Origin of the sequence: Flavobacterium sp. NRK F10 (assembly GCF_024054235.1) — a bacterium.
GTDB classification, from domain to species: Bacteria; Bacteroidota; Bacteroidia; order Flavobacteriales; family Flavobacteriaceae; genus Flavobacterium; species Flavobacterium sediminis.
On sequence record NZ_JAMXLC010000001.1, the window covers coordinates 2,777,773 to 2,791,265 of the forward strand.

Consider the following 13,493-nt stretch of genomic DNA (forward strand, 5'->3'; position numbering starts at 1 on the left):
TTTATTCTTCATCTAGTTTAGGAGGAATCAATTTGTACATTACTGGTGTTACAATTCTTGCCAGAATAGTTGAACTTATCAATCCTCCAATTAATACAATCGCTAATGGAGATATTTGAGGATTTGGATTTACTGCCAGTGGAATCAAACCACAAATTGCGGTAACTGATGTTAATACTACTGGAAGAAAACGTGTTTCACCTGCAATTGCTATAGCTTCATCAATGGATTTTCCTTCTTGTCTTAATTGATTTGTAAAATCCACTAGAAGGAGAGAGTTTTTTACTTGAATTCCTGATAATCCAATGAAACCGATAATAGAAACCAAAGACATTGGGTTTCCTGATGCTATTAAAAACAATACTCCTCCTAAAACGCCTAACGGAATGATGGACATAACAATAATGATTCCTTTAAATGTTTTGAATTGTAGTAATAAAACTGCAATGAATAAAAACGTACTCAATATAATTACAGAGAGAAAATTCCCTCCTAATGCATCACCTTCCGATTCTTTTTCACCTGATAGTTTGTAATAATACCCTTTGGGCATTTCAAGTTTATCCAATTTCGGTATAATATCTACCAGCAAGTCATTTGCTAAATAACCCTCTTTTGTCATCGCGCTAACTTTTGAAAAGCGTGATTTGTTAAAGTGGTTAATGGCTGTTGGTGCTGTTTCAAAAGATACAGTCGCAATTTGGTTTAGTGCAATTGGTGTTCCCTGAACATTATTTACATATAGATTTTTAAGGGCATCAAGTGTGGAAAATTTCTCTCTTGGGAGTGTAATAGTTACATTTCTTGCATCACCACGGTCATCTATATAATCTCCAACTGTTAGACCAGCAACAGCAAGACGAATTACTTTATCAATTTCACTAGTTAATACGCCTAATGTTCTGGCTTTTTCTTTATTGATTTTTACTTTGACATCAGTTTTATAGGTGTTTAACTCGTTGTTGATGTATACCGTTCCTTCTTGATTTCTTAAAATAGTCTCTACCTGAGAAGACAATTTGCGTAAAACTTCTTGGTCTTCTCCAAATAATCGTACTACGATGTTGGCTTCCAATGGTGGTCCTTGTTCAAAATCTTTTACTTCAACTTTAGCATAAGGCATCGCTTTAAATTTTTCGCGCAATTCTTGTATAAGACTGGTTTTGTCTGAAGGTTTGGCTTCTTCTTCTAGTTGCACGAAAATTTGAGCAAAATCTGATTTTCTGTCCTGAGGATGCACATTGTAGTATATCTGTGGATTTCCGTGCCCAACATTTGAAGTAAAATATACAATTTCTTTATGGTTTTTCAACTCGGCTTCCACAATTTTGGTTACCCTGTCACTTTCTAAAATATTGGCTTGAAGTGGCATTTTTATGTTGATTAAAAACATTGGTTTTTCTGAAGTTGGGAACAATTTAAACCCTGCTATAGAAAGCAGTCCAAAAGCAATAGCACTTAAAAATATAGAAATTGCAATCGTAGTTTTTGGAAACTTCAATGCTTTAGGCATAATGTTTTTATATGCATTTGTAAGGAATTTTTGCAAATACTGAAGGAATATATTTCCTCCTTCATGGTCGTGTGTTTTTAAGAAACGACTTCCTAAAAATGGAACCAAGGTCAAAGCCACAATCATAGAAGCTAATACACTTGTGATTACCGCCATAGGCAAACTTCTGATAAATTCACCAGCCATATCAGGAAGAAAAGCCAGTGGTATAAAGGCTATAACTAAAGTAGCCGTAGTACCTACAACAGCAATACCGATTTGTTTTGTACCCTTTAAAACAGCATCCATTTTTGAATGCCCTTCTCGGAGCCAACGCTCTATATTTTCAACAACAACAATACTATCATCAACCAGTAATCCTAATGCAACAACCAAGCCTACAATACTTAATTGATTTAATGAATATCCTAAAGCATTCATCGCGATTAATCCTAAACCTAAAGATAAAGGAATGGAAATCATAACTATACCGGATGCTCTTAATCCTAACGGTAATAATGTAACAATAACCAAAATAATAGCTAATCCAAAATCAAAACCTAAATGCCCCAGACGTTTTGATACCATATCGGCTTGGTCAAAGTTTTTTATTAATTTGATGTTAGCAGGTAACTCTTTAGCGAATGCATCAACTATTGGCAAATATTCTTTCTGAACATCACTAATGTTTACATTGTCTTTCATTCCTGCAGTTACTAAAACGCATCGGTGTCCATTAATTCTTGTAATGTGATAGGGAACTTCAGATTTGTAATTAACATCAGCTATATCTTTCATATAGATGATTTTTCCATTGGCATTGTAAACAACCGTATTAGCAACATCTTCCGCATTTTTGAATTTACCACTTGTTTTTACATTGAATACTTTGGTATCTAAATCAATACTTCCACCGGGAATGTCAGCCGCTTCACTTTGTAAACTTCCCATTACTATATTCAATGGAATTCTCAATTGTGCCAATTTTTCCAAATTCAAATCCACACGGATCTCCTGTTCTGGAATACCACTGTATTTTACATCTTTAAGATTGGTTATCTTTTCAATTTTTGCTTTTAGTTTATCAGCTTCATCTCGCAGTTTTTTGTCAGATGCATTTTCAGAAACCAAAGCTACCTGCAGAACTTTTACATCTGAAGACGAAATTTTTTCCGTTTTGATTTGATAAATATCTTTTGGCAGTTCACTACTTTTAAGAGCATTCATTTCAGTAGAGATTTCCTGATATTTGTTATCAACATCAACTCCATATTTGAATTTTACCTGAAAAGCAGCCACACCGTCTTCTACAGTTGTTAGTATTTTTTCGATATTTTCTAAGCCATAAATCTTATTTTCAATAGGTTTTACAACCTGTTCTTCCATATCTTTTGGACTTGTTCCTGGATAAATAACTGTAATTAAATATTGTGGAGGATGCGTACTAGGGTCTTCGGCTCTTGGCATCGTGAATAAAGTAAGAACTCCTACCACAGCGACTAAAAGAGCGAGAATCAGTGTAAACTGATAATTCTTAACTGAAAAATTTGTTATTTTCATGATGTTATTATTTAATAATCTTTATCGTTGATTGTTCGTTTAGATAGGCACTATTAGAAATTACTATCTGGTCTGTTTTTTGAAGACCATCTTTTATAAAAACCTGATCATTGTCAAATTTGAAAATCGTAATGGGTTGACGTTTCACTTTGTTGTTTTCCACTACAAAAACAAAGGCCTTGTTACCATCAGCTTCAATAAGTGAATTATAAGGGATAGCCATAAAATCATCAGCTTTATCGGTTTGTATTTCTGTTTTTCCAAACATTCCTACAGCTGGTTTTTGATTTTTCATATTCAGTTTTAGTTCAACTTGAAATGACCCGAGCGCAGCATCAGCCGCTTGCGATTTTCTAAAAATGCTAGCTTCAAATTCTTCATCAGGAAATCCGTCAAGTGTTACTTTTGCTTTTTGTCCTATTTTTACTGAAGCCCATTCTTTATCAGTTAAGCCTACTTTCAACAGATAATTGTTGTTTTGTTTGGTTTCATTTATTGCTAATATTGGGGATCCAGGACCAACTACTTCACCTTCATTTGCTATTTTATGAGCTACAAATCCATCGGCAGTAGCGTATATTTTGGAGTAACGGGAATTAAATGCAACTGCTTCTTTTTGCTTTTTAGCAATGTCTAAACCTGTCTTTGTGTTTTGAAGTTGTTCCAAAGTATAAACACTGTCTTTATACAAATTAACAGCACGTGTATAGTCACGTTCGTATTTTTTTACATTCAAATCTGCTTGATTTAAGCCTGCACTTATCTCAGTGTTATCTAAGCTCGCTAAAAGTTGTCCTTTTTTGAAAAACTGACCTTCTTCTACATAAATGCGACTCACCACACCACCAATTTTAAAACCATAATTAGCTTGGTTTTCTGTGGTTACTAATCCCGAAGCACTTATATTGTTGACAAATGCTAATGATTCAACTGTTGCTGTTTTTACTGAAATAATATCAGCTGATTCAAATGGATTGTTTTCCTTTTTCTCATCATTACATGCATAAAAAAGAGGAAGGGCTAAAAGGGAAATAATTATTGATTTTTTACTCATAAGTGTAAAGTTGTTTTTTCTGTATTTGTGAATCGTTGATTTCATGATAATTGATTTTTAATTTTTAAATGTGAATGATGCATTGGCTCTTTCTAACTCTGCAAATGCAATCCAAGTGTTATATAATGAGAGATTGGTATTTAATTGTGCATTTACCCACTGATTTTGAGCATCCAAAAGTTCAATGTAGATAGCCTGACCTTCTTTGTATAATTTAGTTACATCTTCATTGTATTTTTTTGCAGATTCTTTTTGATTTTTATCAGCATAAAATTGCTCTAAGGCCGATTTCAAATTATTTTGTGTGACCTGAAACTGAAGTTGTAATTGTTGCTTTACATTGTCAATTTGTGAACTTATTTTTTTATTGTCTTCTTCAACCTGTTTGAGTTTATATTTGTTTTTATTTCCTGAAAAAATATTCCATTCTAAACCTAGGCCAGCAAAATAATAACGTGAATCCTTGTTCATTTCAAAATCAAAATCCTGTACTCCAAAATCTGCAAAACCGCTTAATGTTGGAAACCAGTGTGATTTTGTAAGTTTGCTAACGTTATCGTTTAATTCTTTTACTTGCTCCAGTTTTTTTAATTCTTCTCTGTTCTCTGTTTTTCCCTCGACCAATGCATTTGGAATTTTTTCATTGATTTCATCAACTATTATTTCCGTATCGAGTTTTTGATTGAGTAGGAAATTAAAATAGGCTCTGGCATTATTACTTACTTGTTTAGCAGTTTCCAAATTTGCTGTAATGCGAATAACTTCATTATCACTACGCAAAACAGCTGTACGATTAATTTTGTCGTTTTTGAATAAGGAATGATTTACTCTTTGATTTTCTTTAACTAAAGCCAAAGCATCTTCGTAAATTTTAATTCCTTCTAACGATTGTAAATATTTGTAATAGGCAATTTTTATATCCTTAACCAATTCTCGCTGGTAGATTTCCAATTCTATTTTTTGTAATGTTGTTTGTTGGTTTTTAATCCTTTTGTTATAAATGATTTCAAAATTTAACAAAGGCATTGTCGTGTGAATTTTAGCATCATAAAAATTATCCGGATTAATTAGTACAGATTGGTTCTCTAACATTGGGAACGCATTTGAATTTGTAATTTGATTCAAAGCAGTATATACCGGATTTAACATGTCACCTACAGGAATGTCAATAGTTCTTCCGCCTTCTGCCTTGGTGTAGCTTCCATTTAAAGAAACGGTGGGGTAGAATAAGGAACGTGCTTCCTTTAAAGCCCATATACTTTTATTAATATCGAAGTTATGCTGTTTTATAACCTCATTATTTTTTAGTGCGACTTCAATATAGTCGTCAAGCTTACTTTGTGAATATCCTAGATATCCAAGTAAGACCATTATCAGAGTTAGTGTTTTCTTTTTCATTTTATACATCGTTTATTAATTGAACATTGTTCATTTTTTAAGTCAAAAAAAATATTATAATTTTTCTATTATTTTTAAATACTCATTATATCCATCAAGTAGAATAGTTTCAGGATTGGTGAATTTTACTCCAGTGATTCTCTGACGAATTTGAAGACAACACATACCGTGTACTAAACTCCAAACCATAAAAGAAAGTGGTTCTACATTGTGTCCTACAAAATGCCCTTTATCGATGCATTCCTTAATCGTTTGCTTAACATGACCAAAAGTGGCTGCTCCTTCATCCCAATCATCATTATTGGAGTTTTCTAAAAATTCCATTGGAGCTTTAACATTAAACATCAAATCATACATCTCTTGATTTTCCAAGGCAAACTTTATATAGATAAATCCCATTTTTCGAAGTCGCTCCATTGGGTTCTCTATACTAAACAATTCTTTAAAGTATCCTCCCAATTCTTGGAATCCAATAGAATGAAGATCATGTAAAATGGCATTCTTATCTTTGAAATAAACATATACTGTTCCTACACTATAATCTATTTCATCTGCTATATTTCTAATTGTAGTTTGCTCAATTCCTTTTTCTATAAAGAGCTTTTTTGCTCCTTTTAGAATAAGCATTTTTAACGCTTCCTTTTCTTTGGCTTTTCTATCTGCTATACTCATGACTTGTAAATTACACTGCAAATATATGTTTATTTTTTGAACAACGTTCATTTTTTTGAAATTATTTAACTTTTCTATCTAAATGAGCTGGTTTTATAGGGCTTAAATAGAGTAATTTATCTCTTAAAGCCTTTACATCCTCACTTACTTTTCAATCTAATAATTTGGTATAATGTTGAGTGGTTCTTAAATTTTTATGCCCAAGCATCTTGCTCACAGACTCAATAGGAACCCCATTTGTAAGCGTTACAGTAGTTGCAAAAGTATGTCGGGCAATATGAAAAGTTAGTTCTTTGTCGATTTCACAAACTCCAGCTATTTCTTTTAAATAGGCATTCATTTTTTGGTTTGATAAAATAGGTAGCAATTTATCTTCATTTAAACACTGTGGATGATTTTCGTATTTATCGATAATCATTTGTGTCACCGGAAGTATTGGAATTTTGGAAGCGGATTCTGTTTTTTGTCTGTGAGTGAATATCCATTGCTCGCCATCAATACCATAGCTAATATGTGACTTCGTTAAGTTTTTGACATCTATGTAGGCTAAACCCGTAAAGCAACTAAAAAGGAAGATATCGCGAACTAGCGAAAGTCTCTCTGTTTTGAAATCTTTTTCAATAATAGATTGGATTTCAGCTTCAGTTAAATAAACTCGTTCCACTTCTTTGACTTTTGATTTATAGTTTGCAAATGGATTTTTATCAAGCCAATCATTGGCCAAACATATCTTGATAATTTTATTGAAGTTTTTGATGTATTTCACGGCTGTATTATTAGCGCAGTTTCTAACACTACGCAACCAAAATTCATAATCGGTAATAAAGGCATGATCTATTTTTGTAATATCTATATCGGAAACATTATATTTCCATTGCATGAACTCGATAGTATGCTTGAGTGAAGTAGTGTAGCGTTCCAGTGTTCCTGGAGCGTATTCTTTTCCAACCAATTCTTTTATTTTGTCGTTGTGGTCTTGGAAGATGGGAACCAACATTCTCTGTCTTTCTTCGGTTCCTAGTATTTTACTTTTGAAGTTTTCGATTGTTAGTGCTTCGTTTCGGTGGAGTAGTTCCATTTGTGCTTCTAAAACTTTCGCTTTCATCAAATCAAGGTAACTATTGATTGAACGTGCTTCTTCTGAAGTACCTTTCATTTTAGATAGTTCATTTGACCATTTTGATTTTTCTACAAACTTTTTGGTACTAAACTCTAATCGTTTTCCATCAACTGTTAATCTTACATAAATAGGAAGTAGTCCGTTTGCATTAGCTTTTGTGTTTTTGGCATAAAAGTGAAGTGTGATTTTTGTTTTCATTGTGGTGACCAATTAATTATTACTCAATTTAATTTCCTAATTAAAAACAAACAAGATGTTTGATGAGTGAACAAGCTATTGAACAAGTCATTAAACCGCCTATTTGCAATACTTCCGAGATTTTAGCGAGACCCTAATTTTGGATTTTTTTAGGGTCTCGATTTTATCTCGATTAGAATAAGATTTAATGAATAATTTGATATGGTTGCAAAAGAAAAAACCCCGTAAATCATAAGATTTACAGGGTTTTGCTACCGTTTAGGATTTTTTCAGCGGAGAAAGAGGGATTTATTAAAGTCTAAAAACACTAGTAAAATCAATACTTCGCAAAGTATGTTGTTTAAGTGACTCCTCGACTGACTCCTCTTTTATAAGGCTACTATTATTCTAAATTCAAAGTACTCAAATATAAGCATAATTATTTGAATATTAAAGTATCAAGACTAATAATTGAACTAGTTATTTTAAAGCTTAGTAGTGCTTTTTTGATTAAAATTTGTCTGAAGTATTTTTCAATTTTAACCAAAAATCAAGTGAGTTACTTGTTCATATTTTATGCCACTATATGTACAGAACTCATCAATCGTTAGAAACTCATTTTCGAGCTTATTGAGGTCTTTTTTTATCTTTTGCAACAATCTAGTACTTTGACGATAACTCTTGCCTGTTATTCGTTGTATGTCCTTTGGATAGATGCACACCCTCTGATTTTTCAATTTCATACTTTATCTATAGCTTTGATATAGCGATGCTATACTTCTGACGAGCAGAAAATCTTCTGCAATTTAATTATAATTTTTTATACTCATTAATTATGCCTTTATGCTCATTTAAGACACTTGTGTCGATTTTGGACATATGGTACACTTATGACTTTTTCTTTGCAGAAATGCTTTGTAAACTTTGTATTAATCATTCAAAATGTGGTTGCAACTGATTGAAAGAATGAAGGAGATTTTAAAAGAATGTTTAACGAAATTTTGAAGTTATGGCTAGACAGAAAGGCATAATTAAATTGAAAGGTACTATCGGGGATATTACCTTTTACAAAACGCAAGATGGTCATTTGGCTCGTGAGAAAGGTGGAATTGACGCGAGCAGAATTGCGAGTGATCCTGCGTTCCAGAGAACGCGTGAAAATGGTTCCGAGTTTGGTAGAGCTGGAAAAGCCGGAAAGGTTTTAAGAACGGCTTTACGACCATTGTTGTTGAACTCTGCTGATGGTAGAATGGTGAGTCGTTTGACTCAAAACATGGTAAAAGTTATTCAAGCGGATGCTGTGAGTGAAAGAGGATTACGAAATGTAATTGATGGTGAAATTGAATTGGTACTTGGATTCGAATTTAATATTCGTGGAAAACTAGGTACTTCTTTATTTGCTCCATTTACCTCAGCAATTGATAGAGCTGCCGGAACGTTAAGCGTTTCTATTCCATCGTTTGTACCTGCGAATATGATTGCTGCTCCAAGTGGAACAACTCACTTTAAAGTGATTTCTGGAGGAGCTGAAATCGATTTTACGAACGAAACCTATGTTGTAGAAACTACCGAAACGGCAATTTTGCCTTGGGATGGAACTGCAACGGCTGTAATCAACTTGAGTAACGCCGTTACGGCTAACTCAACTCAACCTTTAGTTTTGGCTTTAGGTATTGAGTTTTACCAAGAGATTAATGGGCAAATGTACCCTTTGAAAAATGGTGCTTTCAACCCGTTATCGATTGTTAAAGTTGATGGTGGCGTGTAATGGTTATTTGGTTAACTAGAACTTATTTCCCTGAAGGAACTAATGGAAAACTCGAATGTGAAGGCAAATTGATATGTAATACCATAGAATTGCCTTGGAAGATGAACGAAACAAGAGTTTCCTGTATTCCGGAAGGGAAATATTTTATTAGAAAGCGATATAGCTCAAAATACAAATGGCATTTAGAATTAGTGGATGTACCGAATAGAAAATACATTCTTCTTCATCCGGCTAATAATGCACTGAAGGAATTACAAGGCTGTATTGCTCCGGTTACTAAACTTTCAGGACCAGGATTAGGGTTGTTATCCCGAAAAGCTTTTGAGAAGCTTAAAAGCATTGTTTACAAAGCTTTGGATAATCAAGAAAGTGTTACGTTAATTGTTCAATCTTAAATTTTAATTATGAAAAATATAGTTAATAGAGTTTCGGCTCCCACACCTAAGTTTTTTAAAGTGCTTCGTACTATTGGTTTGGCATTAGCGGCAGTTGGTGGAACTATTTTAGCAGCTCCAGTAGCTTTGCCAGTTGTTGTTACAACCATTGGCGGTTATGTTGCAGTTGCAGGAAGTGTTTTGACAGCTGCAAGTCAGTTGACAATTCCAAATGACAGCGAATAATCACACGCTAATAGGTACTGCAGGAGGTACATTTTTAAGTATTGCACCCAATATTCAATCTGAAGATATTGCAAAAACGGTTATCTTAGCCACTATTGGAGCTGTAGTCAGTTTTACTATTTCGTTAGTACTTAAAAGTCTGAATAAGAAGCACAAAAAATAAGTTTAGCCCTAGTTGTGGTGACCTTTGGGTTAAACAAAACGAAAGTCAGGTCTGAAAAGACTTGACTTTTTTTATTTATTAATTATATTTGAATTAACTAATTTATGAATACTAGTAATCCTTAGTTTTTTATCGGTTACTCTTTTTAGATGTCCTCCAGCAACATTTTTCCAGTTTGCACTGGGTGGAATAACAGTTTATAACTATATTAAAAATCTAGAAGATATGAATGACATTGGAATTTTTTTGAAAAGGTGGATTGGAGTTAACGCGGACAGACCAAAAGTAAAAAAGTCTAATCGATTTAAAGCTAAGAATGAACATATTGTAGTTAACTTCTCAGGTTCGATCCCTGACTGTCCACAAGAAAATAACCCAGCAGTGCTGGGTTATTTAGTATTACAATAACGATGTATAATAACTCTTCGCATATCGTTGATAAGGTTGATGTTTTCGTGAAATTGATTTTCTTTTTGCTCCAAAAGTTTGAGAGCTGCAACGTGTTTAATGTGAGCTTCGTGTTCATCCATCATAACTTTAGACTTTATAAAAAACTCCTTTTTAAAATCGTTAAGACGTAAAAATGGAATTACGGAACCAACCAAATGTTGATGCCAAAAGTTAATTTTCCATAAACTATAAGCAACGAAATAAAGGTTTTCACAATCCTGTTCTAAATCAAATATGACTACAAAACAGTTCGTAAATGACTCTTTTTTCGGCTTTCCGCTGTTCATTCCTTTGTTAAGTATGAATAAATGAGGTTTCGAGTAAATCGTGTCTTTTTGGTGGGTTTTAATGATAAAATTCTGCATAACATTAGGCTTTAAAATTGATTAATTTTTCAATTTTTCGCAGATTTCCTATTGAAATGCAGATGTGCCTCGCTAAGCTTCGCCCAATAAAATTTTTCAAAAGAAAAAAAAGAAAAAAAGAAAGCCATTCGTCCAAGTGGAAGGTTTCAAAAAAGCAAGTTTTTCAGAAAAAATACTACCCGATACGTGATTGAAATCGGAAATAGTTAAGCAGAATAGAAATGTGTTTTTAAATTTTTTTGGGTGGAGATTTTTTCTGAAACCCGAAGGGCTTGAACTTGCTTTTTTGAATACCTGGAACTTATTTTTGCTTCCTTTTTTACTTTATTTTTTTTTTGAAATATCCAATCGGAATGTTCTTGTTTAAACGGATTTTAGCTGATGAAATGAGTGTTGATTTGAAAGATAGATGTCTTTGGAAAGGGTATCAAATTCTTTGGATGGATGAATAAACCTAATCAGAAAATAATAAAGCTATTTATCCGGCCAAAGAATTTGATACTCTTTCTTGGATTTGATTTTTGAGGATGCCTAGAAATCAGTTGGTAGTCGCAGTGTTCAGTTAACAGAAAAGTGTCTTCTGAAAATGGGAAGCATCTTCAAAAAACAATGCATTAAAATACCGAGTGCGATGTGGCAGTAGCGCAAGTAAGGGTATTATTTTTTATTTGCTTACTGCGATGTTTCTGATTGCTTTAGTGGAAAAGCTGATGCCTGAGATACAGTTGGTAGTCGCGGTATTCAGTTTGCAACAGATTATCTTAAAAAAAAACGTTATAGCATCAACTTTTTCGCTAGAGTAATTACTACTTGTTTTCTGGCAAATAAAAAATGATACTCTTACTGGGAAGTTTGGTTTTGTGGGTAATAAAAAGGCTTTTACCATAGGCTAATTAACTTAATTTCAAAGCCATTTTATTACTTACAAAAGCAATTCAAATACTACCTATTTAACCATAAAACAGATAAAAACAGCTACAGTGAACGTTCTTAAAATCGATAATAACAGAAATTATTCCTATGAAATAGAGAACGTCGTTTAAGGCGGTGGCGAAGGACGGTGTTTTTTGTAGCTGGGTGATGCGATGGAAGCTGCAAAAAATGTTGTCCTGGAGCCACTGGCACGAGCGTTGGGTGTGCGGCTTTTTTACATAATGTTATTATAATGGCTTGTCCCTTGCCCGAAGGGATTATAATGCCACATTATGTAACTAAGCTTTGGAGAAAAAATTACTGGCATGAGTTGCGAAGCGTACGTATTTTTGTATTAGCAATGGGCAAGCTCTTTGACTGATGGCTTATTAGTTTTATCTATTTTAAACAAACCGCTCTAGCCAGCAGGCAATGTGCTTGATGTGCGGTGGGGCAAAAACCATGACAGTAATTTTTTTAGGAGCGTTGGCAAGGAGTGGCAATTGGAATGAAAATCTTATCGTTTATTCTCTTTTTTGTGTTTCCAATCGCAATTTTCAGAAAAAATACCTGGCTTGAAATATATCCTGTTAATAATATCCAAAAGTTTATTAGACTTTAGAAGTCCTCCACAATGTTCTGGTTCAGTTGCTATAGTGAAACCACACAGCCTCTCAAATATCCATTTTGTTAAAGGATTATCTATTGAAAGTATATTTTGCATTTCTTCTTTTTTCATATATGTGAATTTTTTACCTTTTCCATTATAAGGATTATCCAAGGTAAAAAAGTCTAAATCTATGTCGAAATATACTTTGGTTTCATCAGAAGCAATCAGATAATCTTCAAGTTCTTTATGTGTTTTAAACTTTTTAATTATATGTTTGTTGCCATTTATATCGATAAGTTCTTCATCTTCCCAGTTGCTTTCAAAAGTACCTTGTCGGCAGTGAACATAAATATCTCCAATAATATTCAGATATGCTGCAGATAAAATGTGACCGTCATTATTCCCTGCTAATTTAGCCCAACTAAATAAAGCTACTTCGCCATCATTAGATTGATCAAGTTTAGATAGCCACTTCTTTTCTGTTTCACTCGGATAACACAAATCTTGATGCCAATCTAAGCTTACTAAACAAGGTGGTTTAGAACCTGTGTTTTCTCTAGTCCATTTTAGCCAATAAAAAAAAGCATATCGGTGTTCTTGAAAAATGGCTAATTCAGTAACTCCTCTTTTCAAAAATGGATGTGATAAAATTTGTTTAGCGGAACCTGGAGGAACTATGTAGTAAGGATTTCTAAATTTCATAAAGAACTTTATTGACTTGATAATGTGATTTTAGCAATAAAAATTGTTAGAATGATATTTAGCCAAAATTGCCAATTTTCAAGATTAACAATACAAAACGTAGCCGATATACCGATTAATATATTTAATATTAAAATTGTTTGGCTTTTTGGCTTTTTTATTTTAATCCTTTTTTTGCCATTTGTATTGTCAAAATTATGTACACCATAATTTATAGTTTTCTTTGCTGAATCGTCTATTATAGCCCAGCCAATTGAATTACTCCCTAAATCTAAACCTAAATATTTACTCATATTTTTTAAATGAAATTAACGAAATGAAGCAAACAAAGAATTGATGCTAGGAATACTTGGACTAGGAGCGATTTTTGTGCAGGTGAATGAGATAATTTATTTAAAATTTGTTTTTGTTTTTCTACCCACCTTTTCTA

General features: G+C 33.1%; 13 protein-coding genes. 5 read left to right on the forward strand and 8 right to left on the reverse strand.

The window, feature by feature from the left end; translation table 11 throughout:
• Window position 1: 1 nt before the first annotated feature.
• The 5 genes from NHF50_RS12605 to NHF50_RS12625 form a co-directional block, all read right to left on the reverse strand.
• Complete coding sequence (locus NHF50_RS12605; RefSeq protein ID WP_252776781.1) at window positions 2–3,052, reverse strand: efflux RND transporter permease subunit; 3,051 nt, start codon at window positions 3,050–3,052, stop codon at window positions 2–4.
• Between the two features lie 7 nt (window positions 3,053–3,059).
• Entirely contained in the window at window positions 3,060–4,151 is a 1,092-nt protein-coding gene (locus NHF50_RS12610) for an efflux RND transporter periplasmic adaptor subunit (protein WP_252776783.1), read from the reverse strand.
• Between the two features lie 12 nt (window positions 4,152–4,163).
• A complete protein-coding gene (locus tag NHF50_RS12615; RefSeq protein ID WP_252776785.1) occupies window positions 4,164–5,504 on the reverse strand; it encodes a TolC family protein in 1,341 nt (446 codons plus the stop codon).
• Between the two features lie 54 nt (window positions 5,505–5,558).
• On the reverse strand, window positions 5,559–6,227 hold the full coding sequence (locus NHF50_RS12620) for a TetR/AcrR family transcriptional regulator (protein ID WP_252776787.1): 669 nt from the start codon (window positions 6,225–6,227) through the stop codon (window positions 5,559–5,561).
• Window positions 6,228–6,327: 100 nt separating this feature from the next.
• Complete coding sequence (locus NHF50_RS12625; RefSeq protein WP_252776789.1) at window positions 6,328–7,494, reverse strand: site-specific integrase; 1,167 nt, start codon at window positions 7,492–7,494, stop codon at window positions 6,328–6,330.
• 988 nt (window positions 7,495–8,482) lie between these two features.
• On the opposite strand from NHF50_RS12625, the gene NHF50_RS12635 reads away from it, so the two are divergent.
• From NHF50_RS12635 to NHF50_RS12655, 5 genes are all read left to right on the forward strand, one after another.
• A complete protein-coding gene (locus NHF50_RS12635; RefSeq protein ID WP_252776790.1) occupies window positions 8,483–9,241 on the forward strand; it encodes a hypothetical protein in 759 nt (252 codons plus the stop codon).
• Complete coding sequence (locus tag NHF50_RS12640; RefSeq protein WP_252776792.1) at window positions 9,241–9,636, forward strand: DUF5675 family protein; 396 nt, start codon at window positions 9,241–9,243, stop codon at window positions 9,634–9,636. The genes NHF50_RS12635 and NHF50_RS12640 overlap by 1 nt, the downstream gene beginning before the upstream one ends.
• Before the next feature lie 9 nt (window positions 9,637–9,645).
• On the forward strand, window positions 9,646–9,861 hold the full coding sequence (locus NHF50_RS12645) for a hypothetical protein (protein WP_109569995.1): 216 nt from the start codon (window positions 9,646–9,648) through the stop codon (window positions 9,859–9,861).
• Entirely contained in the window at window positions 9,848–10,024 is a 177-nt protein-coding gene (locus NHF50_RS12650; RefSeq protein WP_170108208.1) for a hypothetical protein, read from the forward strand. Before NHF50_RS12645 ends, NHF50_RS12650 begins: the two co-directional genes overlap by 14 nt.
• Window positions 10,025–10,249: 225 nt before the next feature.
• Window positions 10,250–10,432, forward strand: a complete 183-nt coding sequence (locus NHF50_RS12655; RefSeq protein WP_252776793.1) for a hypothetical protein — start codon at window positions 10,250–10,252, stop codon at window positions 10,430–10,432.
• On the opposite strand, the gene NHF50_RS12660 is transcribed toward NHF50_RS12655, so the two are convergent.
• The 3 genes from NHF50_RS12660 to NHF50_RS12670 form a co-directional block, all read right to left on the reverse strand.
• The gene (locus NHF50_RS12660) at window positions 10,414–10,839 is read right to left on the reverse strand and encodes a hypothetical protein (RefSeq protein ID WP_252776794.1); all 426 of its coding nucleotides are present in this window, start codon (window positions 10,837–10,839) and stop codon (window positions 10,414–10,416) included. The two genes, NHF50_RS12655 and NHF50_RS12660, sit on opposite strands and share 19 nt — an antisense overlap.
• Window positions 10,840–12,268: 1,429 nt before the next feature.
• On the reverse strand, window positions 12,269–13,063 hold the full coding sequence (locus tag NHF50_RS12665; RefSeq protein WP_252776795.1) for a UPF0489 family protein: 795 nt from the start codon (window positions 13,061–13,063) through the stop codon (window positions 12,269–12,271).
• 8 nt (window positions 13,064–13,071) lie between these two features.
• Window positions 13,072–13,356, reverse strand: coding sequence for a hypothetical protein (locus NHF50_RS12670; RefSeq protein ID WP_252776797.1), 285 nt, complete (start codon window positions 13,354–13,356; stop codon window positions 13,072–13,074).
• Window positions 13,357–13,493 lie beyond the last annotated feature (137 nt).